Source organism: Agrobacterium albertimagni AOL15 (assembly GCF_000300855.1).
Lineage (GTDB): Bacteria > Pseudomonadota > Alphaproteobacteria > Rhizobiales > Rhizobiaceae > Allorhizobium > Allorhizobium albertimagni.
Genome location: NZ_ALJF01000011.1, coordinates 242,717 through 267,083, shown reverse-complemented (window position 1 = coordinate 267,083; position 24,367 = coordinate 242,717). Strand labels below are relative to the sequence as shown.

The 24,367-nt window shown below is 61.6% G+C and carries 24 protein-coding genes and 1 pseudogene; 11 read left to right on the top strand and 14 right to left on the bottom strand.

Annotation, left to right across the window (positions count from 1 at the left end; translation table 11 throughout):
- Positions 1-140 precede the first annotated feature (140 nt).
- Entirely contained in the window at positions 141-1,139 is a 999-nt protein-coding gene (locus tag QWE_RS15180) for a P1 family peptidase (RefSeq protein ID WP_006727036.1), read from the bottom strand.
- 375 nt (positions 1,140-1,514) lie between these two features.
- Between QWE_RS15180 and QWE_RS15175 the strand changes: the two genes are divergently transcribed.
- The gene (locus tag QWE_RS15175; protein WP_006727035.1) at positions 1,515-2,204 is read left to right on the top strand and encodes a phosphatase PAP2 family protein; all 690 of its coding nucleotides are present in this window, start codon (positions 1,515-1,517) and stop codon (positions 2,202-2,204) included.
- Between the two features lie 68 nt (positions 2,205-2,272).
- On the opposite strand, the gene QWE_RS15170 is transcribed toward QWE_RS15175, so the two are convergent.
- The 4 genes from QWE_RS15170 to QWE_RS15155 form a co-directional block, all read right to left on the bottom strand.
- A complete protein-coding gene (locus QWE_RS15170; protein WP_006727034.1) occupies positions 2,273-3,247 on the bottom strand; it encodes a hypothetical protein in 975 nt (324 codons plus the stop codon).
- 45 nt (positions 3,248-3,292) lie between these two features.
- Complete coding sequence (locus QWE_RS15165; protein ID WP_006727033.1) at positions 3,293-4,225, bottom strand: ABC transporter permease; 933 nt, start codon at positions 4,223-4,225, stop codon at positions 3,293-3,295.
- Positions 4,218-5,228, bottom strand: coding sequence for an ABC transporter permease (locus tag QWE_RS15160; protein ID WP_006727032.1), 1,011 nt, complete (start codon positions 5,226-5,228; stop codon positions 4,218-4,220). Before QWE_RS15160 ends, QWE_RS15165 begins: the two co-directional genes overlap by 8 nt.
- A gap of 74 nt (positions 5,229-5,302) precedes the next feature.
- The gene (locus QWE_RS15155) at positions 5,303-7,009 is read right to left on the bottom strand and encodes a peptide ABC transporter substrate-binding protein (protein ID WP_006727031.1); all 1,707 of its coding nucleotides are present in this window, start codon (positions 7,007-7,009) and stop codon (positions 5,303-5,305) included.
- Positions 7,010-7,330: 321 nt separating this feature from the next.
- On the opposite strand from QWE_RS15155, the gene QWE_RS15150 reads away from it, so the two are divergent.
- A complete protein-coding gene (locus QWE_RS15150) occupies positions 7,331-8,494 on the top strand; it encodes a M20 aminoacylase family protein (protein ID WP_006727030.1) in 1,164 nt (387 codons plus the stop codon).
- A 45-nt stretch (positions 8,495-8,539) separates the two neighbouring features.
- Positions 8,540-10,375: an ABC transporter ATP-binding protein gene (locus QWE_RS15145; RefSeq protein ID WP_006727029.1), complete on the top strand. Its 1,836-nt coding sequence runs from the start codon at positions 8,540-8,542 to the stop codon at positions 10,373-10,375.
- A 45-nt stretch (positions 10,376-10,420) separates the two neighbouring features.
- Here the strand turns inward: QWE_RS15145 and QWE_RS15140 are convergent, their stop codons facing one another.
- Positions 10,421-10,909, bottom strand: a complete 489-nt coding sequence (locus tag QWE_RS15140) for a lipase chaperone (RefSeq protein WP_006727028.1) — start codon at positions 10,907-10,909, stop codon at positions 10,421-10,423.
- A 158-nt stretch (positions 10,910-11,067) separates the two neighbouring features.
- Here QWE_RS15140 and QWE_RS15135 point away from each other — a divergent pair, with 158 nt between their 5' ends.
- Together QWE_RS15135 and QWE_RS15130 are read left to right on the top strand one after the other, a co-directional pair.
- Complete coding sequence (locus tag QWE_RS15135; RefSeq protein ID WP_006727027.1) at positions 11,068-11,856, top strand: carbon-nitrogen hydrolase family protein; 789 nt, start codon at positions 11,068-11,070, stop codon at positions 11,854-11,856.
- Positions 11,857-11,920: 64 nt separating this feature from the next.
- Positions 11,921-12,655 carry a sulfate transporter family protein gene (locus QWE_RS15130; RefSeq protein WP_006727026.1) on the top strand — a complete coding sequence of 245 codons (735 nt, stop codon included), beginning with the start codon at positions 11,921-11,923 and terminating at the stop codon, positions 12,653-12,655.
- On the opposite strand, the gene nth is transcribed toward QWE_RS15130, so the two are convergent.
- Complete coding sequence (gene nth / locus QWE_RS15125) at positions 12,636-13,418, bottom strand: endonuclease III (RefSeq protein ID WP_040300297.1); 783 nt, start codon at positions 13,416-13,418, stop codon at positions 12,636-12,638. The genes QWE_RS15130 and nth overlap by 20 nt on opposite strands.
- 25 nt (positions 13,419-13,443) lie before the next feature.
- Here nth and QWE_RS15120 point away from each other — a divergent pair, with 25 nt between their 5' ends.
- From QWE_RS15120 to QWE_RS24775, 4 genes are all read left to right on the top strand, one after another.
- Positions 13,444-13,938: a DUF2244 domain-containing protein gene (locus QWE_RS15120; protein WP_006727024.1), complete on the top strand. Its 495-nt coding sequence runs from the start codon at positions 13,444-13,446 to the stop codon at positions 13,936-13,938.
- 81 nt (positions 13,939-14,019) lie between these two features.
- Positions 14,020-14,904, top strand: a complete 885-nt coding sequence (locus QWE_RS15115; RefSeq protein WP_006727023.1) for a methylated-DNA--[protein]-cysteine S-methyltransferase — start codon at positions 14,020-14,022, stop codon at positions 14,902-14,904.
- Positions 14,905-14,951: 47 nt separating this feature from the next.
- Positions 14,952-15,188, top strand: coding sequence for a CopG family ribbon-helix-helix protein (locus QWE_RS15110; RefSeq protein WP_006727022.1), 237 nt, complete (start codon positions 14,952-14,954; stop codon positions 15,186-15,188).
- Positions 15,189-15,192: 4 nt separating this feature from the next.
- Positions 15,193-15,480 carry a type II toxin-antitoxin system RelE/ParE family toxin gene (locus QWE_RS24775; RefSeq protein WP_006727021.1) on the top strand — a complete coding sequence of 96 codons (288 nt, stop codon included), beginning with the start codon at positions 15,193-15,195 and terminating at the stop codon, positions 15,478-15,480.
- Here QWE_RS24775 and QWE_RS15105 read toward each other — a convergent pair.
- A complete protein-coding gene (locus QWE_RS15105) occupies positions 15,477-16,454 on the bottom strand; it encodes a sugar-binding transcriptional regulator (RefSeq protein ID WP_006727020.1) in 978 nt (325 codons plus the stop codon). The two genes, QWE_RS24775 and QWE_RS15105, sit on opposite strands and share 4 nt — an antisense overlap.
- Before the next feature lie 175 nt (positions 16,455-16,629).
- Between QWE_RS15105 and tal the strand changes: the two genes are divergently transcribed.
- Complete coding sequence (gene tal, locus QWE_RS15100) at positions 16,630-17,586, top strand: transaldolase (RefSeq protein ID WP_006727019.1); 957 nt, start codon at positions 16,630-16,632, stop codon at positions 17,584-17,586.
- 107 nt (positions 17,587-17,693) lie between these two features.
- Positions 17,694-18,080, top strand: a pseudogene (locus QWE_RS25775) (GFA family protein); the annotation flags it as partial.
- Positions 18,081-18,098: 18 nt separating this feature from the next.
- On the opposite strand, the gene QWE_RS25595 reads toward QWE_RS25775, so the two are convergent.
- The 6 genes from QWE_RS25595 to QWE_RS15065 all read right to left on the bottom strand — a co-directional run bounded on the left by QWE_RS25595 (position 18,099) and on the right by QWE_RS15065 (position 24,286).
- Complete coding sequence (locus QWE_RS25595) at positions 18,099-18,569, bottom strand: SH3 domain-containing protein (protein WP_006727017.1); 471 nt, start codon at positions 18,567-18,569, stop codon at positions 18,099-18,101.
- 143 nt (positions 18,570-18,712) lie between these two features.
- Positions 18,713-20,137 carry a gamma-aminobutyraldehyde dehydrogenase gene (locus QWE_RS15085; protein WP_006727016.1) on the bottom strand — a complete coding sequence of 475 codons (1,425 nt, stop codon included), beginning with the start codon at positions 20,135-20,137 and terminating at the stop codon, positions 18,713-18,715.
- 66 nt (positions 20,138-20,203) lie between these two features.
- Positions 20,204-21,019, bottom strand: a complete 816-nt coding sequence (locus QWE_RS15080; protein ID WP_006727015.1) for an ABC transporter permease — start codon at positions 21,017-21,019, stop codon at positions 20,204-20,206.
- Positions 21,009-21,959, bottom strand: a complete 951-nt coding sequence (locus QWE_RS15075; RefSeq protein ID WP_006727014.1) for an ABC transporter permease — start codon at positions 21,957-21,959, stop codon at positions 21,009-21,011. The genes QWE_RS15080 and QWE_RS15075 overlap by 11 nt, the downstream gene beginning before the upstream one ends.
- Positions 21,956-22,945, bottom strand: coding sequence for an ABC transporter ATP-binding protein (locus QWE_RS15070; RefSeq protein WP_006727013.1), 990 nt, complete (start codon positions 22,943-22,945; stop codon positions 21,956-21,958). Before QWE_RS15070 ends, QWE_RS15075 begins: the two co-directional genes overlap by 4 nt.
- A 183-nt stretch (positions 22,946-23,128) precedes the next feature.
- Complete coding sequence (locus QWE_RS15065; RefSeq protein ID WP_006727012.1) at positions 23,129-24,286, bottom strand: ABC transporter substrate-binding protein; 1,158 nt, start codon at positions 24,284-24,286, stop codon at positions 23,129-23,131.
- Between the last annotated feature and the right edge of the window lie 81 nt (positions 24,287-24,367).

The window sequence follows — 24,367 nt, the reverse complement described above, 5'->3', positions numbered from 1 at the left end:
CTTCAGATTTTCCCGGTGAGGGGATCGGTGATGGTAGCACGACGAACGGACCCCCTCACTTGCGATTTCTGATGTTTAGGCGGCTTGCGCTCGCCTAATTCATCGAAATCGCTTTCTCCCCCACCAAGGGGGAGAAGAGGTCACCCCCACCTGTCCCGCCAGGCCGGCTGCGCATCCGGATATGGCAGTGCCACCGCCTCGAACACCCCGCGCGCAATCGCCCGGGCGGTCACCAGCGTTGCCAGATGGCAGAGTTCCATAAGATCGGCTGCGCCATTGCTCTGACGCCTGTCCGTCGAGGCCGAAAACATCGTGTCGCCGTCGAGCGGCAGATGCGCCGGGAGGACGGCGCGGGCGAGGCCGTCATGGGCCGAGAGCGAGAGGCGATGAAGTTCTGGCTTTGAGAGGGCGCAATCGGTCACGACGGCGCCGATGGTGGTTGCCGTCAGCCTCAGTCCCTTGATGCGTAGGGCGCGCTCCTCGGCGCTGACATGGGCTGGCTGGCCAAGCCCGCCGAATTCTGTCCCCTCCTCGAAGGGCGCAGCCCAGAAATGCGGGCCGTCGCCGATGACCACCGAGCCCATGGCGTTGACGGCAACGAGGGCCGCGATGGTGTGGCCTGAGGACGAGACGGCGCTGGCCGAGCCGAGGCCACCCTTGAAATTGGCCGTCGTCGCGCCCGTTCCTGCGCCAACAGTGCCGAGCGGGAAGGCGCCTTTCGCGGCGTTCTCAAAAGCCTGATAGCCGAGATCGCGATAAGGAGCATGCAGGCCCCAGTCCTTGGCTCCACCATTCAGCAGATCCATCAGGATCGCCTGCGGCACGATTGGCACCCTCACGGAGCCAACGGCGAAGCCGCGGCCCGCAGCGCGCAGGCCCGACTGCACGCCACCCGCCGCATCCAGCCCGAAGGCCGAGCCGCCCGACAGCACGAAGGCGTCAACCTGTTGCACTGTCATGGAGGGATCGAGCAGCGTCACATCGCGTCCGCCCGGCGCACCGCCAAGCACTGTGCCGGACGCGGTCGCCGGTTCGTCGAAGACGATGACGGTGACGCCGGAGCCGAGGGTGAGGTCCGTGGCATGGCCAACGGAAAGGCCGTCGATGTCGGTCAGGAGGTTGAGCGGGCCTTGGGGCATGGGGCATGTCTCCGGATGTGCGGGCGGAGAGTGGCGGGGGCGGGGGATAAGATCAAGCTGTTTGGGCGTCATATGGCTTCACCCCCTTCACCGCTGCCCGCTCCACCCTTGACCCTCATCCGCCTCCTGAGCCTGTCGAAGGGCGGCACCTTCTCCCCGCAAGCGGGGAGAAGGGCGAAACGGACATCGCGCGTGCCTCCCTCTCCCCGCCTGCGGGGAGAGGGAGGGTGAGGGGCAGAGCCGGGCGCTCGGCTCACGGTGATGGCGCACTCATGGAACAACCCGGACCCGCCCACATTTGCCTCTCGCGCGGCAGTTGACGCACGCGCCTTGCAACGCGATGTACCTTCAACGCCACCGATCAGGATCTTGCCCATGCAGCAGCTCAAGCGCCATCTCACCCGCATCGTCTCTGTCGCCGAAGCCCGTGTCTGGCTGACGGCACTGGTCGCGGCTCTCGTCGCCTATCTTCTTTTCGAGCTGACAGGGGAAGTGCTGGAGGGCGAAACGCGGGCCTTCGACGAGAGCGTGCTTCTGATGCTGCGCGACACCTCCGATCTCGGCATGCCGGTCGGTCCCGCCTGGCTCACCAAGATGATGGTCGACATTACGGCGCTCGGGGGGGTGACCGTGCTCACGCTGCTTGTTACCCTCGTCATCGTCTATCTGGCGCTGCGTCGCAAATTCCGCACGGCCGCATTCGTCACCGTTTCGATCTTCGGCGGCTGGGCCTTGAGCAGCGCGATGAAGATCGGCATTGCAAGACCCAGGCCTGAAGTCGTGCAGCATCTGGTCGAGGTGTCGGACATGAGCTTTCCGAGCGGCCACGCCATGCTGTCGGCGATTACCTACCTGACGCTCGGCGCCATGCTGTCGCGCATCGAAGAGCAGCCTTCGCTGCGCTATTTTTTCCCCGCCGTTGCCGTCGCTCTCACCCTGATCATCGGCCTCAGCCGCATCTATCTCGGCGTGCATTACCCGACCGACGTACTCGGCGGCTGGGCGGCGGGAACGGTCTGGGCCTGTGCCAGCTGGTTTGCTGCTCGGTGGATGCTGGGGCGGTGAGGGACCCGCCAAGAATTTACTTCATTTCATTCTATACAATGCCGCAAGGTGCTGTTTTGCTGCATGCCCTAATGTTCATTTGATTTTGTTGCCTTGGATATAGCTGCTGCTAAGACAATGGTACGGCACACAGAGTAGGCATCATCTCCGAGCTGGATTAAGATCTGTTTCCTTGGCAGCGCGCCGCCGTGAAAAACCGCACTTCTAAGGCTGTAAAGTTTGTCAAAATTCTTCCAATCATCCGTGGGTAAGCCAATATCATTCAATATGTATCGTTTTATACTTTGTCTGATGCTTTTATAAAGATTTTTTATTGAATTTGCGACTTCCGTCGCATCTTCACTGGCGAGACCGCTGGAGTTAGATGCGCGATCCACTAACTCATCAATCAACGAAATCTGCTCATCAGACCATGGCTTCGATTTTGCTAGCATTTCAACTACGGAGATCGCCAGCGCAGCTCTAGCTAGGGGCTCGCGCGACATGCCTGCGAGCGCTAAAATCTCAAGAGCGGAGGCCATAACATCGTCAACTCCGCGACTTTTTTCCCAGCTATGCTCTAAGTTTTCAACATACAAATGGGTTGGTTCTGAAACAGCAATCTCCACGTTGAATTTTAAGCGAAATTCGGATCCCGTGCGCAGGAATACATAAATGCCGTGAGTGTTTGGGACATACGTTCCGCCTTGTTGTTCTAATGTATCCTTCAATTCCTGGCCTATATTGCTGGTACTGTTGTTTTCTCCAAAATTTGCCCCCATCGACCGCTCTAGGGCCGCGACCGAAAGTGCGATTTTGAGGGTTTTAGCATACTCACGCGCTGTTTCCTCGTCGTCGAAGCCATGGACTTCCGCCACCAAGTCCGTCTCGTTTTCGAGCGTTTTGTTTCGGAACGCCTTTATCCTAACAAGTCGACCATCAAGCGCAAAATCCAGTTTCACCTCTTTTGTAGCTAGGGGATGGCTCACGAAGTACCGCAGGAAAAAGCTCCATTTTCCAATCGTCTCTGGTTGGAATACTTCATGTTCCTCCACCATCGCCATCAGTGCTCCAAGTGATTTTTCATTGGAAAAACGACGCCGAAACCCTCAATGCTTCAGCGCCTTCGGGTCGAGCGCATCACGGATTGCGTCGCCGATGTAATTGACGCTCAGCACCGTCAGCGAGATCGCAAGGCCCGGCCACAAGACGCGTGACGGGTTGATCTGCAGGAAGTTGGCGCCGTCGAAGAGCAGGCGGCCCCAGGTCGGGAAGTCGGGCGGGAAGCCGAGCCCCAGGAAAGACAGCGCGGATTCGGTGATGATGGCGGTGGCGATGCCAAGCGTTGCCGAGACCATGATCGAGGACATGACGTTCGGCAGGATGTGCTTGATGATGATCCTGTGCTCGCGCATGCCGCTCGATTTCGCCGCCAGGATGAATTCCTGGCTCTTGATCGCAAGCACGTCGCCGCGGACGATGCGGGCCGTGTGCATCCAGCTGGTGATGCCGATGACGAAGACGATCAGGATGAAGATGCCGGTTTCCGGGCCGAAGGCGGTGCGCAACGTGTCGCGGAACAACATGATGATCACGAGCAGCAGCGGCAGGAGCGGCAGCGCCAGGAAGAGGTCGGTCAAGCGCATCAGCGGGCCGTCGAGCTTGCGAGAGTAGCCTGACAAGACCCCGACAAGCGTGCCGACGACCAGGGCCAGCAGCATGGCTGCCATGCCGACGGCAAGCGAGATCTGACCACCGGCGAGAACCTGGGCCAGCATGTCGCGGCCAAGGTTGTCGGTGCCGAAGGGATGCTCCCAGGACGGCCCCTGGTTCTTGGCGCGGATGTCGAGTTTCGCCGGATCGATCGTGTGGATGTATGGGCCGATGAAGACGGCGGCCACGATGAAGACGAAGACAACAAGGCCGGCAACGCCGCCCTTGTGGGCGCGGAACTGACGCCAGAGCATGGGCCAGAAGCTGCCGCTCTGAGGCCTTGTCTGGGGAACCGGCGCACCGGTCGTCGCGATTGCGGCATCACTCATAGCGGATCCTCGGATCGAGTATGCCGTAGAGAACGTCGGCAATCAGGTTGAAGAGAACGATCAGGATCGCGAAGATGAAGGTCAGCGTCTGCACCAGCGGGATGTCGGCGCCCTGGATCGCGGTGATCAGCAGCTGCCCCAGACCATTCACGCGGAAGACCTGCTCGGTGATGATGGCGCCTGAGAAGATCGTGGGAACGCCGAGCGCGATCACGGTAACGACCGGGATCAGGCTGTTGCGCAGGACATGCACGAGCAGCACGATCTTTTCCTTGACGCCTTTGGCGCGGGCCGTGCGGACATAATCCATGTTCAGGTTGTCGAGCATGGAGGCGCGCACGAAGCGGCTGATCTGCGAGACGTTGAAGAGCGTCAGCACGAGAACGGGCAGGAACATCTGTTTCACCTGGAGGATGAAACTGTGCCAGCTGTTGACCACCAGTGTGGTGTCATAGATCGACGGGAACCACTGCAGCCAGGAGGAGAAGACGACGATCAGCAGGACGCCGGTGAAGAAGGTCGGCACGGAATAGCCGACCATCGAGACGAAGGTGCCGATCTGGTCGAACCAGGAATACTGGCGATAGGCGGAGATGACGCCGATCGGGATCGCGATCAGAACACCGAAGAGGTAGGAGAGGCCGACGACCCAGAGGGTCTGTGGCAGACGCTGGACGATCAGGTCGACCACGGGGCTGCGGGTCGCCCAGGAGAGCACGCGCATACGCTCGCCGGAGCCGACGGTCAGCCCGGTGATCTGTTCGAAGATGTTCAGCGGTTCATTGATGAAGAACTGCTGCAGCCATTTGAAATAGCGGATGATGAAGGGCTGATCGAGGCCCATGGCGAGCCGGATCTGCTCGCGCACTTCGGGCGGGATGGTCAGCGGCAGGTCGCTCAGCGGATCGCTCGGAGCGAGGTCGAGCAGGGCAAAGATAATGAAACTGATGGCCAGTAGCGTCGGGACTGCAAACAGCAGTCGCCGCACGGTGAAGGTGAACATCGGCTGGTCTCCAGACTGTCGGCAAAAATGCGGGTGACGGGCCTGCCGACAGGGCAGACCCGTCACCTATGGCATTACTTCGCGCGCGACCAGTCGGCGACGTTCCAGAGTTCCGAATCCCAGGCGTTCATCTTCACGCCGAGAAGCGTGTTGTTGACAGCCGAGGGCTGACCGCGGTGGATCAGCGGGATCTGGGCGACATCGTTAGAGAGCATGTCGTTCAGCTTCTTTGCAATCTCGGCACGCTTTTCAAGCTCGCCGGTCTGGCCGAGCTCCTTCACGAGCGCATCATATTCCGGGTTGCAGTAGCGGACGATGTTTTCACCCTGCCAGCCGGTGGCCGGGCTCGGGATCTTGTCGCACATCCAGCCGGCCATGTACTTCTCGGGGTCGGTGCCGTCGAAGTTGTTGGTGTACATCTGGATGTCGGCCATGAACTTCTGGAAAGTGTCCGGAGAGGCCGGGTCGCCGCCGAAGAATACGGAGGCCGAGATGTTGCGCAGTTCGACGGACACGCCGATCTGGCTCCACATGTCCTTGACCAGCGCCTGGGTGCCCTGGCGGACGGAGTTGGTCGAGGTCTGGTAGAGGAAGGAGAGCTTGACGCCGTCCTTCTCGCGGATGCCGTCCGAGCCCATCTTCCAGCCGGCATCTTCGAGCAGCTTGTTGGCGCCTTCGATGTCCTGCGTCAGGCACCAGTCGACGGCGGTCGAGACATAAATGTCCGGAGCGGGCAGGATGTTGCAGGTCGGCTGACCGTTCGGGCCGTAGCCGGCTTCATCGATGATCTCGCGGTCGATGGCGATCGAGAGCGCGCGGCGAACGGCCGGGTCGGACAGCGCCGGATGCGGGCCAGCCTCCTTGGTCGAGCGCTTGTCGCCGAGCGATGGGTCGACGCCATAAGGGTTGATGTCGATACGTTCGACCTGGGTGCCGAAGGCGACTTCGATCTTGCCCTTGCCGGCGGCCATCATCTGCTCGAGGATCTCGGGCTCGACCTGCATGTTCCAGGCGTAGTCGAATTCGCCGGTCTCGAGAACCGAGCGCGCTGCGGATGCTGCGTCACCGCCACCCTTCAGGGTGACCGAGGCGAAGGCAGGCTTGGCGGCATCGCGGTAATTGCTGTTGGCTTCGAAGGTCACGACGTCGTTCGGCTTGAACTCCTTGACGACGAAGGGGCCGGTGCCGATCGGGCCGAAGTTGGCCGAGGTGCATTCCGGTGCCTTGGCGCCGAGGCAATCCTTGAACTGGGCCGCCTGGATGATCGGCGACTGAGCGCCGACAAAGGCGCTGTAAGGATAGGGCTTGGCTTCGGAGAACGAGACCTTGATGGTGGAGGCATCAACAGCTTCCACATTGGTCACGCCTTCGAAATAGGCGCCCTGGGCGCAACCGCCGTCCGGCGCCGTGCAATATTTCCAGGTGAAGATTGCGTCTTCGGCTGTCACTGCCGAGCCGTCGGACCATTTCAGATCGGGCTTCAGCTTCCAGGTGATGCTCTTGAGGTCTTCGGCCACGCCGCCATTTTCAACAGTCGGGATTTCGGTGGCGAGCATCGGCACCAGTGCACCGGTCTCGTCATAGCGGGCGAGCGGCTCGATGACCATCGAGGCTGCGTAAACTTCCTTGGTGCCCCCCGACAGATACGGGTTCATCGTCGAGACCGCCTGCCAGAAAATGATCTTCAGGTCGCCGTCGGTGCCGCGTTCGGCCATTGCCGGCGCTGCCGTCAGCGCGAAAGCGGCAGCCGACGCCGCCAGCATCAATTTGCGAGTGTTCATGTGCTCATTCCCCATTATTTTTGTTTGCAGGCATGATGGAAGACCGATCTGCCGGCCAGCGATGTGGCCAGCGCATTCGCCAAATGTCAACCACCTATCTTCTTGGTATTGCAGGAAAGTTTTTCAATTTGAGGCGCTCCGCAGAGTCGCGCGATGCGTTCCCGAACAGACTGGTTTCTGTCGGGTTGGCTAAAATTTAGGCCATGTAATCACAAGCCTATTTTCCATGCAAGACGGAATTTTGCGGCTTGCCAAAGCTGCGCATCGCGGCACAGTATGCGCGAAATCCTGCGGGGAACAACGACAAAAAGAGGTTACTTCATGCCAGTGCTCAACCGCGCCAGCGAACTCCAGCCAGAGGTTGCTGAGTGGCGCCGCCATCTGCACCAAAATCCCGAACTGCTGTTCGACGTGCATGGCACAGCGGCCTTCGTGGCCGAAAAACTCCGGGAATTCGGCTGCGACGTGATCGAGACGGGGATCGGCCGGACCGGCGTGGTCGCGATCATCAAGGGCAATCGTGGCGAGGGGCCGGTCGTTGGCTTCCGCGCCGACATGGATGCCCTGCCGATCCACGAAATGTCCGGCAAGCCCTGGGCCTCCAAGACGCCCGGCAAGATGCATGCCTGCGGTCATGACGGCCACACGGCCATGCTGCTGGGTGCGGCCAAGTATCTCGCCGAGACCCGCAATTTTCGCGGCTCGATCGCCGTGATCTTCCAGCCGGCGGAAGAGGGTGGCGGTGGTGCCCGCGAGATGGTCGCCGACGGCATGATGGAGAAATTCGGCATCCGCCAGGTCTACGGCATGCACAACCATCCGGGCATGGCGGTTGGCACATTTGCCACGAAGAAGGGCGCGGTCATGGCTGCTGCCGATCAGTTCGACATCGTGGTGGAAGGCCGCAGTGGCCACGCCGCGCAGCCGCACAAGAGCGTCGATCCGGTGCTTGCCGCAGCACAGGTGGTCGTGGCGCTGCAGTCGATTGCCGCCCGCGAGACGGATCCGCTCGGTTCCGTCGTGGTTACCGTGACCAAGATCCATGGCGGCGATGCCTATAACGTCATTCCCGATGCCGTCACCTTGTCCGGCACCGTGCGTACGCTGATGCCGGAAATGCGCGACATGGCCGAGGCCCGCATCGGTGAAATCGCCACCGGAGTCGCCATGGCCATGGGTGCCAAGGCGACGCTGCGCTATCACCGCGGCTATCCCGTCACCATCAACCATGAACCGGAGACGGAATTCGCGCTGGACATCATGCGTAAGGTGGCCGGGGACCATGCCGTCAGCGACGCCTTCCCGCCGGCCATGGGTGCGGAGGATTTCTCCTACATGCTCGAATCGCGGCCCGGCTCCTTCGTCTTCATCGGCAACGGCAACACGGCCAACCTGCACAACTCCGCCTATGACTTCAACGACGAGGTCATTCCCTTCGGTATCAGCTACTGGGTGACGCTTGCCGAAACGGCACTCGCCGCCTGACTACACGACCACATCTCGACACACATAAATATAGGGGAACGGGATATGGCTGTGGTGGAACAGGCAACAGAAGCAAGCAGGATGCCGGTGCTGTCGGTGCGGGGTCTGACGACCTCGTTCAGGGTTGGCACCGAGTGGCGGTCTGTGGTGCGCAACATGGATCTTGATGTCGCGCCAGGGGAGACCGTGGCGATCGTTGGCGAATCGGGGTCGGGCAAGAGCGTGACCTCGCTGTCGATCATGCGGCTTCTGCCGCAGCTGACGAGCCGTATCGAAGGAAGCGTCAAGCTCGAGGGGCGCGAGCTTCTGACGCTCGATGCCGAGCAGATGCGCCAGGTGCGCGGCAACCAGATCTCGATGATCTTTCAGGAGCCGATGACCTCGCTCAATCCGATCTTTCCGATCGGCAAGCAGATAGCCGAGGCCATCACCTGCCATCGCGATATCTCCAATTCCGAGGCGAAGGCCGAGGTCTTGCGGCTGCTCGACCGCGTCCGCATCCCGAATGCCAAGAACCGCTTCGATGAATATCCGCACCAATTTTCCGGCGGCATGCGCCAGCGCGTGATGATCGCGATGGCGCTCGCATCCCGGCCGAAGCTGCTGATCGCCGACGAGCCGACCACCGCGCTCGACGTGACCATCCAGGGCCAGATCCTCGACCTGATCAAGACGTTGCAGGACGAGGAGGGTATGGCGGTCCTCTTCATCACTCATGACATGGGGGTCGTGGCCGAAGTGTCGGACCGCACCATCGTCATGTTCCGCGGCGAGGCCGTGGAAACGGGGACGACGGACGACATCTTCAATCGTGGCCAGCATCCCTATACACGCGCACTGCTCTCTGCCGTTCCGAAGCTCGGATCCATGGGCGGTCGCGAACGGCCGATGCGTTTTCCCGTCATCGACATCAAGACCGGGGACACGCTGGTACCGGAAGCGGAAGCCGGGATCCCCGAGAAGGGGAGCCAACCGCTGCTGGAGGTAAAAAACCTCACCACGCGCTTTGACATCAGGTCCGGCCTGCTCGGTCGACGGAGCGGGGCGGTGCATGCGGTAGAAAACGTCTCCTTCACCCTCAAGCCGGGCGAAACCTTGTCCCTGGTCGGCGAATCCGGTTGCGGCAAGTCCACGACGGGCCGTTCGATCACCCGGCTGGTGACCCCGACGTCAGGCCAGATCACGGTCGACGGTTATAACGTTGGCAGCCTCGACGAGGCTTCGCTCCGGCGCATGCGTCGCAGCATCCAGATGGTCTTCCAAGATCCCTTCGCCAGCCTCGATCCGCGTATGAGCATCGGTCAGGCGGTCATGGAGCCCTTCGTCGAACACAATCTCGGTTCGAAAGCGGAAGCGCGCGACAAGGCGGCCGATCTCCTGGAGCGGGTCGGGCTCTCGGCCGACATGATGCCACGCTATCCGCATGAATTCTCCGGCGGTCAGCGCCAGCGCATCGCGATCGCCCGGTCGCTGATGCTCGATCCGAAGATCATTGTTGCGGACGAAGCGGTTTCGGCGCTCGACGTGTCGATCAAGGCGCAGGTGTGCAATCTGCTGCTCGATCTGCAACAGAGCTTCAATCTCGCCTATCTCTTCATCAGCCATGATATGGCTGTGGTCGAGCGCGTCAGCCACCGGGTAGCCGTGATGTATCTCGGCGAGATCGTCGAGATCGGTCCGCGTCAGGCCGTCTTCGACAATCCGCAGCATCCCTATACCAAGAAGCTGATGGCGGCGGTGCCTGTGCCGGACCCGGCGCGACGCAAGCTCAAGCGCAATCTGTCCACCGACGAGATCAAGAGCCCGATCCGTCCTGTGGGCTACCAGCCACCGGCGCGCCAGTATCGGGAGGTGAGCGAGGGGCATCTCGTTCAGGTGTGAGAGACTGGTCCTGCCGGCCTTGTGCCGGTGCTTGGAGGCGGATCGTTATGGGGAAGGCGCGTTGCCGAAGCCGACAAGGGTCACGTGCGCCGTCCACTCATATTTCGTCGCATCGATGATCTGAGGACGCGGGTGAGCGAAGCCGTGGATGAGCAGGGGGAAGCAGCGTGTGACGCTTTCGCCCGGCGCCAGAACCTGATCATGACGAAGGGTGCCGCGATAGGCGGTACCGGCTCTTTCCGCCTGTTGTCCGATCAGGTCAAAGGCAATGCGGTTGACCATGTCGCCGGAAGAATTGGTGAGTGTGGCGGCCAGCGGCAGGGCCGGATCGAGACACGTCTCGCCGTCGGCTCCGACATCCACTGTGACGGCAGAGACGGCACTTCTCTGGCTGCGGGACTGATTGTCGCTAAAGATCCAGATCACGGTGCCGACGACAGCGATCACGCCGGTCAGCGCGATCGCCCAGGGACGCCGCCTGAGGTAAAGCTCGATCAGCAATAAGGCGACGGCGGCGGTGACGACAAAGGGCATCAAGACGGATCGGCTTCGGTTTCGTGTTTCATCCCTTCAAGATAAGGTCGAAGACGAGAAAGGCAACCAGAGTTCGTGTGCCTTGGAGTTGCCGCTTGCGTCAATTAGGCCTGCGGCTCTAACGTTTGACCTCAACCTCCGACGCAGACAGGTGCATCATGCTGATTTCGCTCTATCAAATGCAGCCGCTTTCCGGCGACGTTCCGGGCAATATCGGCAAGATTGCCCAAGCTGCGATGGCGGCGGCGGAAATGGGAGCGGAGCTTTTGGTCACGCCGGAACTCGGCACCAGTGGATATGCACTCGGTCCGCAGTTCGAAGAGCTGGCGGAAGGTCGCGACGGTTCGATCATCGGGGCGCTCACGGAAATTGCGGTCGATTGTGGTCTGGCGATCTGCGCGGGCTTCCCCGAGCGCGACGGCAATCAGGTGTTCAATTCCTCTGTGCTGATCCGGCCCGACGGCAGCATGGAATTCTATCGCAAGAGCCATCTCTATGGCGACGGCGAGCGAGCCGCCTTCGCGCCGGGCTCCGAGGCGCCTGTCGTCTTCGATCTCAATGGCATCAAATCCGGCATGCTGATCTGCTATGATGTCGAGTTCCCGGAAAATGTCCGTACGCTGGCGCTTGCCGGTGCCGAACTAATCCTGGTGCCGACGGCGCTTCCCGAAGGCACTATCAGCCGGCGGGTCGCCGATACGGTGGTGCCGACACGCGCCTTCGAGAATGGTGTCTTCGTCGTCTATGCCGATCTCTGCGGCGAAGAAAATGGGCTCACCTATGGCGGTCGGTCGGTGATCCTCGGGCCCGATGGCGACGAACTGGCGCGCGCCGGCATGCGTGAAACCCTGCTTGTCGCCGAGATCGATCCCACCGCCTATGACGATGCGAGGGCGCAGAACCCCTATCTCACAGACCGTCGGCCAGGCCTTTATCGTCTGGGCTGAGATTGCGCATTGCAGCGACAGCTTCGGCCTCCTACATCACGGCTGTTGATGAAGGAGGTCTCCGATGATTTTTGACGCTGCCATGATGTCGCTGCGCAATCTGTTTGCCCCGGAGACTCGCACCGTCTTCTGGAAGACGCTCGGCCTCACGATCCTCGTTTTGATCGGCCTATGGTTCGGGCTGCGCGAGACTTTCATCGCCTTCATCATGCCGCTCATCCAGGGCGTCGTCCCGGAACTGCCGGATTGGGCAGGCTGGCTCACCTTCATCTTCGGCATTCTGGCCAGCATCGGGCTGGCACTCGGTCTTGCGCTGTTACTGTCGCCGGTGACCGCGATCATCGCAGGCCTGTTTCTCGACGATGTCGCAGAAGTCGTCGAGAAACGCGACTACCCCAGCGATCCGCCCGGCACGGCAATGCCGATGGGCCAGGCGATCGTCGCCTCGATCAAGTTTTTCGGCGTGGTCATCGTCGGCAATCTCTTCGCGCTGATGCTGCTCTTCATCCCGGGCATCAACATCATCGCCTTCTTCCTGGTGAACGGCTATCTGCTCGGCCGCGAATTCTTCGAGTTCGCCGCCATGCGCTTCCGCAGTGTCGAAGAGGCAAAACTCCTTCGGTCACGCCATTCCGGCACGGTGTTCATGGCGGGCCTCGTCATCGCGCTTTTCCTGGCCGTGCCGATCGTCAACCTGCTCACGCCGCTGTTCGCCGCCGGTCTGATGGTGCATCTGCACAAGGCGCTCGCCTTGCGGGATGGCGTTCGCGCGGTGAGCGTTACTCCTCGGTCGCGTTGAAGACCTGCGGCGGCAGTTCGACCAGCGGGGCAGGCACGTCACAGGTCTTTTCCGGCGACTTGCAGAGATCGGCGATCACGCATTTCTCGCATTCGGGGCGCCGTGCCTTACAACAGTAGCGCCCGTGCAGGATTAGCCAGTGATGGGCGTGGAAGAGATACTCGTCTGGAATGATCCGCATCAGGATCTCCTCGATCTCATCCGGAGTCTTGCCGGGCGCGAGCTTGATGCGGTTGCCGATCCTGAGGATATGCGTGTCGACGGCCATTGTGGGGATGCCGAAGGCCATGGACATCACGACATTCGCCGTCTTTCGCCCGACCCCGGGCAGCGTCACCAGTTCTTCGCGTGTGCGTGGCACTTCGCTTCCGAAGTCGTCCACCAGCTTCTGAGAGAGCGCGATAACGTTTTTTGCCTTGTTGCGGAAAAGCCCGATGGTCTTGATGTATTCGCGGACATTTTCCTCGCCCAAAGCCAGCATCTTTTCCGGCGTGTCGGCCACCTTGAAGAGGGCGCGGGTCGCCTTATTTACGCCAGCGTCGGTTGCCTGAGCGGAAAGTGCCACGGCAACGACCAGCGTGAACGGGTTGACGTGTTCCAGCTCGCCCTTGGGCTCCGGCCTCTGGATCGAGAAGCGGCGGAAGATCTCTTCCAGTTCGGCCCGCGAATAGGCTGTGCGACGGCGTGTCGCCGGCTTGCGACGGGTCGCCGGATTTGACTTTTTCAAAGTTTGGGTGCTGGATTTCGGCTTCGCTTCAGTCATGGAAAACCTATAGTCGGGCGCGGTGATGGAAGGCAATCTCGAGCAGGCGGCAGATCAGCCGATTTTCGCAGCGGAACTGACACCCTACCGGTCGCTTGGCCGCAAGGGGTATCGCATCCTCTTCGCTGTCACCGGAACCGTGTGCCTCCTCCACGCGATCTTCTTCATGGCGACCGGGGCATGGCCGATCGGTATCTTCTTTGGCATCGACTTCCTGCTGCTCTATGGTGCCTTCTGGCTGAACTACCGCGCGGCCCGAGCCCGTGAAGAGGTGACGGTGTCTCGCACCAACCTGTCGATCCGCAAATTCACGCCGGCGGGCCGGATGACCGAGCACACCTTCAAGACGCTCTGGGCGCGCTTCTTCGTCCAGCGGCACGAGGAATTCGGGATCACCTCCATGGCGGTGGCGGGAGAGGGGCGGCAGACGGATGTCGGCTCGTTTCTCAACCCCGACGATCGCGAAAGTTTTGCCAGGGCCTTCACAGGTGCGCTGGCAACGGCCAAGCAGCGCATCTGATCTCTCCCGATCTCTCGCAAGAAACGGGTGGCATCCGACCGCTGCCCGTGGTGAAGTCCTGTTCAGATTGAGGATTTCGCCATGACGCTCGCCCAACAGATCGACCTTTCCCGCACGACCGACATAACGCCCGATGGCTCCGACTATGAGACCGTGCGGCAAGTGATCGAGATGCTGACGCTCGACTATCAGAGCCAACCGTCGCTGGAGTTGATCGCCGAACGTCTTGGCCAGTCGCCGACGCAATTGCAGAAGACCTTCACCCGCTGGGCGGGCCTCAGCCCCAAGGCCTTCCTGCAGGCTGTGACGCTTGACCATGCCAAACGGCTGCTGGGGCGCGAGGAACTGCCGCTGCTCGAGACCTCGCTTGAACTCGGTCTCTCCGGCCCGGGCCGTCTGCACGATCTCTTTGTCACCCACGAGGCGATGAGCCCCGGCGAATGGAAGGCGCGTGGGGCGGGTCTCACCATCCGCTACGGCTATCACCCCTCACCGTTTGGTCTGGCGCTTGTGATGATCACCGAACGGGGTTTGGCGGGTCTCGCCTTTGCTGATGAAGGCGGCGAGGTCGCCTGCTTTGATGATATGGCGCAGCGCTGGCCAAATGCGCAGTATGTCGAGGATATGGATGCGACAGCAGCTTTTGCGACACGCGTTTTCCATCCCGAGCGCTGGTCGTCTGAAGAGCCGCTGCGTGTCGTGCTGATCGGCTCGGACTTCCAGATCCGCGTGTGGGAGAGCCTTCTGCAGATCCCGCTCGGCAAGGCCGTCACCTATTCCGACATCGCCCAGAAAATCGGCCAGCCGACAGCCAGCCGCGCCGTGGGTGCCGCCGTCGGACGTAACCCGATCTCGTTTGTCGTTCCCTGCCACCGGGCACTCGGCAAGAGCGGCGCGCTGACCGGTTATCACTGGGGGCTGACCCGCAAGCGGGCCATGCTCGGCTGGGAGGCGGGGAAGGGGTAAAGCGCCGCGGCGCTTTTCGAAACGGCCGACCTGTGAGAAGATGGGCGATGCGCAACACGGTTCAACTCCCTGAAGACATCAGCCGCCGGATCGACAGTCTGGTCGAACGGAGCACTCTGTCCCGCGACCAGATCGTCGAGGATGCGCTTTCCCAAGGGCGATCACTCGCCTGGCAGGAGCAGTGGGTTGCCGGTGTTCTGGAGGGGCTGGCCGAGGCCGATCGCGGTGAATTCGCGACTGAGGTGGAAATCGAGACCGTGCTGAACAAGTACGGCTCTTCCTGAACCCATGCGTGTCGTCTGGACACGGTGTTATCTTCGAGAACTCGCGGCCATCGGCGATTACCTCTTTGAGCGCAACCCTTCTGCTGCCGCGCGCATTGTGCGGTCAATTCACGGGCGTACGCTGCGCCTGTTGACGCAGAATGCTTTCCTTGGGCGACGCGGCGAGATTGAGGGTACCCGAGAACTTGTATTAGCCGATCTTGGACACATCGTCGCTTATCGAGTACGGAACGATCATGTCGAAGTTCTCTATGTTCAACATGGCGCCCGCGCCTGGCCAGAGCAGCTTTAACCTGCCAGCTCCAGCAACTCCCTCGCCGCCGCCTCGTCCGTGATCAGCGTATTACACCCAATCCGCCGGATCGTGGCGCGGATGGCCTTGGCGCGATGCGCGCCGCCCGAGGACAGCACGATGTGTTTGGCCTTTTTCAGCGTGTCCAAATCAACCGACATCACGCGCTCGTTGATCGGGTGGGCGACGGAGTTTCCTTCGGCGTCGAGAAAGTTGAACATGGTGTCGCAGACGCAGCCGGCTTCGACGAGTTCTGTCAATGTCTGTTGGCTGATGAAGCCTTCGGAAAGCGACGTGGAATGCGGGCCGATGTCGCCGCAGGAGACAATGGCGAGATCGAGATTTTCGGCGAGGTCGTAGATCGCCTTCAATCCGCATTCCTCGATCAGCGCGCGCTTGGTCGCGATGGAATCGACCAGCAGCGGGGCGAGAAACATGTAGCATTCCGCGCCGAGCTGGCTTGCCAGCCGCCAGGTGTAGTCGATCGGATTGGTCTGGCGCACGGCGACGATGCCGCCGAGCAGCGAGACGACCTTGCAATTCTCCCGGTTCGGAGGGCGGAAACCGGCGAGCGAGGCGGTCATGGTGCGACCCCAGCCGACACCGATGGTCATGTCATTGGTGATGGTCTCGGTCAGGAACTGGCCAAGCGCGAGCCCAACGGCCTTGGCGATCGAAGCGGCATCCTTGCTCTCGGGCGAGGGCACGACGACGGCTTCGTCGAGGCCATAAGCCTTTTCGAGCCTGACGGCAAGATCGACGCAATCGGCGACCCCGTCGCTGATCCAGATCTGGACTTCGGCCCGCTTGCGGGCTTCCTCCAGCATGCGGATGACGGTCGAGCGACTGATGCCGAGACGATCTGCCACGTCCTTTTGCGTCAGGCCCTCGTTGTAATAGAGCCAGGCAGCCCGGATGCGCAGTCCGCTTGCATCCGACAGGGTCGTGTGGTGATCGCGTCTAAGTTTGGCCAAGATTTCTCTCGTTTTGGGAACTTCCGATGCGCACTATCCGTTCGGTTGGTACTTATGTCAAATTCAAAGGACATATGTCTTGACTTTGCCGTCTTCTGGCGGTGATAGTCCCGGCAACAGCGACGGCTCACCCTGCCGCTCGCCACCCGTTTCCGCGCAGCCGAAGGATGACCCAATGACCTCGAAACTCGAACAGCTTCGTTCCATGACAACCGTGGTCGCCGATACCGGTGACATCGAGGCCGTCCGCCGCCTGAAGCCGGTCGATTGCACCACGAACCCGTCGATCGTCTTGAAGGCGCTCGGCACCGAGGCTTTCCAGGAAGCGTTTCAGGAAGCCATCACCTGGGGCAAGGCGAAGGGTGGTCAGGATGATGCCGTGATCGGCGCAATTGCCGACCGCATGGCGATCTCCGTCGGTGCCGCGCTGGCCGAATTGGTTCCCGGCCGAGTGTCGACCGAAGTCGATGCCGACCTCTCCTTCGACACCAAGGCATCTGTCGAGAAGGCACATCAGATCATTGCCGGCTACAAGGAGCGCGGCATCGAGAAGGATCGCATCCTGATCAAGCTCGCTTCCACCTGGGAAGGCATTCGCGCCGCCGAAATCCTGCAGAAGGAAGGCATCGACTGCAATCTGACGCTGCTCTTCTCCAAGGCCCAGGCGATTGCCTGCGCAGAAGCCAAGGTCTTCCTGATTTCGCCCTTCGTCGGCCGTATCCTCGACTGGTACAAGAAGTCGACCGGTGAGGACTACACGTCCGAGACCGATCCGGGCGTCGTCTCCGTCCGCTCGATCTACAATTACTACAAGGCGAACGGCATCGGCACGATCGTCATGGGCGCCTCCTTCCGCAATGCCGGTGAAATCGAAGCGCTGGCCGGTTGCGACCGCCTGACGATCAGCCCGCAGCTGCTCGACGAGCTGAATGCGGACCAGGGCACGCTTGCCCGCGCGCTCTCGCCCGACACCGTCAAGGCCGAGCCGCATGTCTCGCTCGACGAAAAGTCCTTCCGCTGGGCGATGAACCAGGACGCGATGGCGACCGAGAAGTTGGCCGAAGGTATTCGCGGGTTTGCCAAGGATATGGATACGCTGCGCGGCCAGATCGCCAAGGCGCTTGCCGCCTGATCCGGGAAACCGATCCGGCAGTTCAGAGTTCGGAAATGGCCGTAGCGAAAGCTGCGGCCATTTTTCGTTTATGCCAGAGTGGTGGCAATCTTGAAGGGAGGACGGATATGGCGATCCTGACGGGCGGCTGCGCCTGCGGCAAGGTGCGGTTCGAGGCTAAGGGCGGTCCCGACCGGGTCGGCATCTGCCATTGCCTCGATTGCCGGAAATATCACGGCGCGCTTTTCTAAGCGGCGGCGATCTATGCGGACAATCAGGTGGAGGTGACCGGCGAGCCGCAGATGTATGACGGTCGCTGCTTCTGCCCGACCTGCGGATCGCGCGTCTTCAATCGAAGCGGCGACGAGGTCGAACTCAATCTCGGCTCCTTCGACGACACCAACCTCTTCCAGCCGAGCTACGAGCTCTGGACGATCCGACGGGAGCGCTGGCTGCCGGAGTTTCCGGTGGAGCATCGGTACGACCAGGACCGTCCCGGCGAGGGGCGGGGCGAGTGGGGCGTGCCTTCTCGTTCAGGGCCGCCTGGGTCTGGCGAAGGGATCGATGAGGATTTCAGGCTCGAAGGAGGGATTGCGCACGTCGTCCGGCGGCGCGAAACCGGGTTCCTCGAGCAGGAAGCGGCCGTCGACCCAGCCGGATATGCGGACGCGGTCGACGGTGGCGACACGGCACCAATAGCCGCCGCGGCTATCGCGGCAGGAAAGGCGCTCGATCGGCGTGCCCTCATCGAGGGCATGGATAATCCGGAAATTCGGACCGGCGCCGGAGTATACGGGAAGGCGCTGGCCGGGCGGCAGGCCGCGGACATGCCAGAGATAGGTGTCTGTCATCAAGCCGCCGCCGCCGAGATCGGGCGCGGGAATGACCTGGGGCTGCTGCGCAGCCGACGGGGTAGCAAAGAGTGGCGCGGCACACAGAAGGGCCGCGACCGCGATGAGGGTCTCGCGGCTCCGGTGTCTGATCTCTTTCCGATGGCGGCGCATGTGGCTCTCCTGATTCCGCTCCATGATACGAAGGAGAGCGCCGGGCTGCCACCGGTTTGGTCTGTCAGGGTAAACAGGCGGTCAGGTATATGCCAGGCGAGGCCCGCGACCCGCCCGGCATTCCCCTTGCGATAGCCCTCAGCTCAATGCGCGATCATCACATGGCGGACGGTCGTGTAGTCCTCCAGCGCATACATCGACATGTCCTTGCCATAGCCCGACTGCTTCATGCCTCCATGGGGCATTTCATTGCAGAGCATGAAGTGGGTGTTGATCCAGGTGCAGCCATAACGCAGCTTGGCGGCGGTCTGCATGGCGCGGGAGATGTCCTTGGTCCAGACGGAGGAGGCGAGGCCGTAGTCGCTGTCGTTTGCCCAGGCGACCGCTTGTTCGGCTTCGGTGAAGCGGGTGACGGAAACCACGGGCCCGAAGACTTCGCGGCGGACGATCTCGTCGTCCTGCGTAGCACCCGCGATAACGGTCGGGGTGTAGAAGAAGCCCTTGTCGGAGCCGAGTTTGCCGCCGGTGACGACTTCCATGTGCTTGTGTTCGGCGGCGCGTGTCACGAAGCTTTCGACGCGGTCGCGCTGGCGCTTCGAGATCAGCGGGCCGATCTCGTTTTCCGCATCGTCGGCCTGGTTGAACTTGATCGTCGAGACGGCTGACGCGAGATCTGCGACGAAACGGTCGTAGATCTTGTCGCTCGCATAAATGCGGCACGCGGCGGTGCAGTCCTGGCCGGCATTGTAATAGCCGAAGGTGCGGATGGCTGAGACGGCGGCGTCGATATCGGCGTCATCGTGGATGATGACCGGGGCCTTGCCGCCGAGTTCGAGATGCGTGCGCTTCACGGTCTTGGCGGCTGCCGTCATCACCTTCTTGCCGGTTGCAATGTCGCCTGTGATCGAGAGCATCTGGATTTTCGGGTTGTTGATCAGGGCGTTGCCGACGCTTTCGCCGCGGCCGAGAATGACATTGATCACGCCTTCCGGCAGGATGTCGGCCATGACCTTGGCGAGCTTGAGCGCCGTGAGCGGCGTCTGCTCGGAGGGCTTGAAGACGATGGTGTTGCCGCCGGCAAGGGCTGGTGCGAGCTTCCACGCCATCATCATAAGCGGGTAGTTCCAGGGTGCGATCGAGCCGATGACGCCGACGGCATCACGGCGGATCATCGACGTGAAGCCCGGCAGGTATTCGCCCGAAACCGGCGCCTGCATGGTGCGGATCGCACCGGCGAAGAAGCGGTAGCAATCGACGATCGCTGGGATTTCATCGTTCAGCACGGCGTTGATCGGCTTGCCGCAGTTGAGACTTTCGAGCGCTGCAAAAGCGGCTGCGTCCTTTTCGATCGCATCGGCAATGGCGAGCAGGTAGCCGGCGCGCTGGCCGGGCGTGGTCTGCGACCAGGAAACGAAGGCGCCTTCTGCGGCATCGACGGCCTCATCGACCTGCGCGAGGGAAGCCTCGGGGAGATCGACGATCACGTCCCCTGTCTTGGGGTTCAGGATCTTCTCGTCCGTTTCCGTGCCGGCTTCGAACTTGGCGCCGATCAGCATCTGGGTGTCCATGTCGTTCTCCCTTTTGTCAGACTTCAATTGCGGCATTGCCCTTGAAGAAGAGGCGTCGCCGGTGGTTCATTTGCCGCTGCCGGCGATCTGGTCGGTGTCGCGGGTCAGATAGTAGGCTGCCAGGATCGGCAGGAAAGTGACGATCACCACAACCATTGCGACCACATTGGTGACCGGGCGCTGGCGCGGGCGGATCAGTTCTTCCAGCATCCAGATCGGCAGAGTCGACTGCTGGCCGGCGGTAAATGTGGTGACGATGACCTCGTCGAAGGAGAGCGCGAAGGCAAGCATGCCGCCGGCCAGCAGGGCGGTTGCGATGTTCGGCAGGATCACATGGCGGAAGGTCTGGAAGCCATCGGCACCGAGATCCATCGAGGCCTCGATCAGCGAACCCGAGGTGCGACGAAAGCGGGCGACGGCGTTGTTGTAGACGACGACGACGCAGAAGGTCGCGTGGCCGAGGATGATCGTCCAGAAGGAGAAGGGAATCTCCGCCAGCGAGAAGGCCGAGCGCAGCGCAATGCCGGTGATGATGCCGGGCAGCGCGATCGGCAGGATGACCAGCAGCGAAATGACTTCCCGGCCGAAGAATTTCGTGCGGGCGACGGCGGCGGCTGCGAGTGTGCCGAGAACGAGCGCAATCACGGTTGCTATGCTCGCCACCTTCACCGAGAGCGTCAGGGCTTGCCAGATGTCTGGGCGGTTCCAGGCAACGGCGAACCATTTGGTGGTGAAGCCCGGCGGCGGCCACTGAAAGCTCTTTTCCTCCGTGGTGAAGGCATAGACGAAGATCAACAGGATCGGCAGGTGCAGGAAGGCGAGACCTGCAGCGGCGGCGATCTTGAGTGACAGACCTGCGGACTGGGAGCGATCAGAGCGCATCGAAGGCCCCCATACGTTTGGCGATGGTGAGGTAGATGCCCATGATGACGATCGGCACGACCGAGAAGGCGGCAGCGAGCGGAATGTTGCCGGCGGTGCCCTGCTGGGCATAGACGGCCTGGCCGATGAAGAGGCGCGAGGTGCCGACGATCTGCGGGATGATGTAGTCGCCCATGGTGAGCGAGAAGGTGAAGATCGAGCCAGCGACGATGCCGGGCAGGGCGAGCGGAAAGAGCACGTGGCGGAAGGTCTGCCGGCTATCGGCACCGAGATCGCCGGAGGCTTCGATCAGGTTGCCGGGCACACGCTCGAGCGCTGCCTGGGTGGGCAGGATCATGAAGGGCAGCCAGACATAGACGAAGACGATGAAGGTGCCGAGATAGCTGATCGACAGGGAGTTGCCGCCGATGACCGGGATGGCGAGCAAGCCTTCCAGAAGCCAGGTCAGATGCAGCTTGGCGAAGATCCAGGTGAGGATGCCTTCCTTGGCGAGGATCAGCTTCCAGGCATAGACCTTGACGAGATAGCTCGACCAGAGCGGCAGCATGATGCCGAGATAGAAGACGGCTTTCCAGCGCCCCCGGGCATAACGCGCGGCGTAATAGGCGATCGGGAAGGCGATGACGGCAGAGGCGAACGTGACGGCAGCCGACATCAGCAGCGTGCGCAGGATGATGTCGAAATTGGCCGGTCGGAAGAGTTCTCCATAGGTCGCGAGCGTGAATTCGTAATTGATCAGGCCGGAGAACTCGTCGATCGAGAAGAAGCTCTGCATGAGCAAAGCGATCAGCGAGCCGACATAGATGATACCAAGCCAGAGCAGGGGCGGCACCAGCATCAGAACCAGCAGCAGGTTGGGCCGCCGCCAGAACAGATCCGAGAGCCGCCCCATCAGGCCCTGACGGCCAGGGGTAATGGCGGGCGCGGAGATCGTCGTCATGCGCCTGCCTCCATGTAATGCGGGTCTGATGGAGACCAGGAAATGCGGATGCTTTCGCCGGCCTGCGGTGCCGGCTGACCAGCGGGTAGCGAGAGCGTGAGAGCGGTCACTGCCGTCTCGACGAAGAGTTTCGTCGAAGCGCCGAGGAAGCTGGTCGAGCGCACGGTCGCCTCGATGCCGCCTTCCGAGACGATACGGATCGCTTCCGGGCGCAGACTGGTCCAGCGGGCTTCGCCGCCGAGCGCTTTCATCGCTTCCGGTGCAATCACATTCGACGAGCCGACGAAATCGGCAACGAAGCGGGTACGTGGGCGGTTGTAGATCTCGTGCGGCGTACCGGCCTGAACGATCTTGCCGTCGTTGAAGACGGCGACCCGGTCGGCCATCGAGAGCGCCTCGCCCTGGTCGTGGGTGACGAAGACGAAGGTGATGCCGAGCGAGCGTTGCAGGCTTTTCAGTTCTTCTTGCATCTGTTCGCGTAGCTTCAGATCCAGTGCGCCGAGCGGCTCGTCGAGCAGCAGAACCTTCGGCTTGTTCACAAGTGCGCGGGCAAGTGCCACGCGCTGGCGCTGGCCACCGGAGAGCTGGCCGGGCTTGCGGGCGCCGTAGCCGGGAAGTTTTACCATTTCGAGCGCCTGTTCGGCCTCGCGGTGGCGCTCCGCTTTTCCGACGCCTTTGACCATCAGGCCATAGGCGACATTGTCGAGAATGTTCAAGTGCGGGAAGAGGGCGTAGTCCTGGAAGACCGTGTTGACGTTGCGGCGATAGGGCGGCACGCCCTCTGCGGTTTCGCCGAAGATCTCGATATGGCCTGCGGTCGGCTGTTCGAAGCCGGCAATCAGGCGCAGGCAAGTCGTCTTGCCGGAGCCGGATGGGCCGAGCATGGCGAAGAACTCGCCTGGCTCGACCGTCAGGTCGACGGCATCGACGGCTTTCACGCTGCCGAAATGGCGCGAGACCTTCGAGAAGGAGACGGCTGCGGTCATGGTGGCTCCAGAATTTCAGTAGGGTGCCGGCAGATGGCCAGCGGGGGTCTACACCCTCCCCTTGAGGGGGAGGGTCGGACCGAAGGTCCGGGGTGGGGGTGACCATCAGCGTTCAGTTGAACCGTAGATCACCCCCACCCGCGCGTTCCGCGCGACCTCCCCCCTCAAGGGGGAGGTGGGATGTTAACGTCCGCCGATCACGCCGATGTAGTCGGAAACCCAGCGGTGGTAAGGGACGCATTCGCCCTGGCTTTCGCATTTGGAGACCGGGGTCTTCCAGAACTTGATCTGCTCGAAGTTCTCGTAGCCGTTGTTCTTGCAGCCTTCGTCGGTCAGGAGCGCATTGCCCTTGCAGGCGGCGGGGACGGAGGGAACCGTGCCGAACCAGGCGGAAACATCACCCTGAACCTTGGGCGACAGCGAATGCTCCATCCACATATAGGCGCAGTTCGGGTGTTCGCTGTCGACATGCAGCATGGTCGTGTCGGCCCAGCCGGTGACGCCTTCCTTCGGGAAGACGGAGGCGATCGGCTGGTCGGCTTTCAGGAGGTTGACCTGGAAGGGCCAGGAGCCGGAGGCAACCACGCCTTCGTTCTTGAAGTCGTCGATCTGGATGAAGGCGTCATGCCAGTAGCGGCTGACGAGCTGGCGCTGGCCGCGCAGCAAGTCGAGGGCTGCCTTGTACTGGTCTTCGTTCAGCTCGTAAGGGTCCTTGATGCCGAGTTCCGGCTTGTGGAACATCAGGTAGTTGGCAGCATCTGCCACATGGATCGGGCCGTCATAGGCCTGGACGCGTCCCTTATTCGACTTGCCGTCGGCAAGCGTCGTCTCTTCGAAGACAACACTCCAGCTGTCCGGGGCTTTGTCGCCAAAGGCCTGGGTGTTGTACATCAGGACGTTCGGGCCCCAGACGTAAGGCGTGCCATAGTGGACGCCGTCCTTGGTGTGCCAGGGGGCATTTTGCAGGCGCTCGTCGATGGTGCTCCAGGAGGGGATGAGGGCCGTGTTGATCGGCTGGACGCGCTTGCCGGCGACGAGGCGGAGCGACGCATCGCCCGAGGCGGTGACGAGGTCGAAGCCGCCTTCGTTCATCAGGGCGACCATTTCATCCGAGGTGGCGGCTGTTTTCACCGAGACCATGCAACCGGTCTTCTTCTCGAATTCGGTGACCCAGTCGAAATTCTTGTCGGTTTCGCCGCGCTCGATATAGCCGGCCCAGGCGACGATGGAGAGAGCGCCTTCGCCGGCTCCGAGAGCCTGCAAAGGCTCCTGGGCGACGGCTGCGGTGGTCATGCTCAATACAGAGGCGAGGACAGTACAAGACTTCAGAAGAGATTTCATCGCGAGGTCTCCCGGTTGTGAGGGCCGCTTTGCGTGCCCATTATTGTTCCCGGGTGAAAGGTTGCCGCGGATTAACCGCAT